Here is a 504-nt window from a genome sequence, read left to right on the forward strand (position 1 = left end):
TTATCGCTTCGAGAGCGCCACATCAGGAAAAGCTCTTCCAGCAGCTATCGCAGCCTTGACCCCAAGCGACAGTGCAAGATATGTGAATGGTGGCTCTGTTTCCGCTCAACAACCATCCCAAACCACTTACAACGACGCAGTGAATGACGGCATCTGGACCTTCAAGGGCTACGCCGCAGCTAGCGCCGTTGTCAACAAGTCCAATGTAGAGTTTGTAGGAAACTGGGTCTTTGAAGCCAACAAGTATCAAGCGACTTATCGCTTCGAGAGCGCCACATCAGGAAAAGCTCTTCCAGCAGCTATCGCAGCCTTGACCCCAAGCGACAGTGCAACATATGTGAATGGCAATACTGTTTCCGCTCAACAACCATCTCAAACCACATACACAGACACAGTGAACGACGGCACATGGACCTTCAAGGGCTATGACGCAGCTAGCGCCGTTGTCAACAAGGCCAATGTATCCTTCGTCGGTAAATGGACCTTTGAAGCCAACAAGTACCA

General features: G+C 50.8%; 1 protein-coding gene. It reads left to right on the forward strand.

What is annotated here, in order from left to right; genetic code table 11:
• A partial coding sequence (locus tag M1F97_RS09120) for an SHIRT domain-containing protein (protein WP_247944882.1) occupies positions 1-504 on the forward strand: 504 nt, incomplete at both ends.

This window comes from Streptococcus oralis (genome assembly GCF_023110435.1).
Lineage (GTDB): Bacteria > Bacillota > Bacilli > Lactobacillales > Streptococcaceae > Streptococcus > Streptococcus oralis_CF.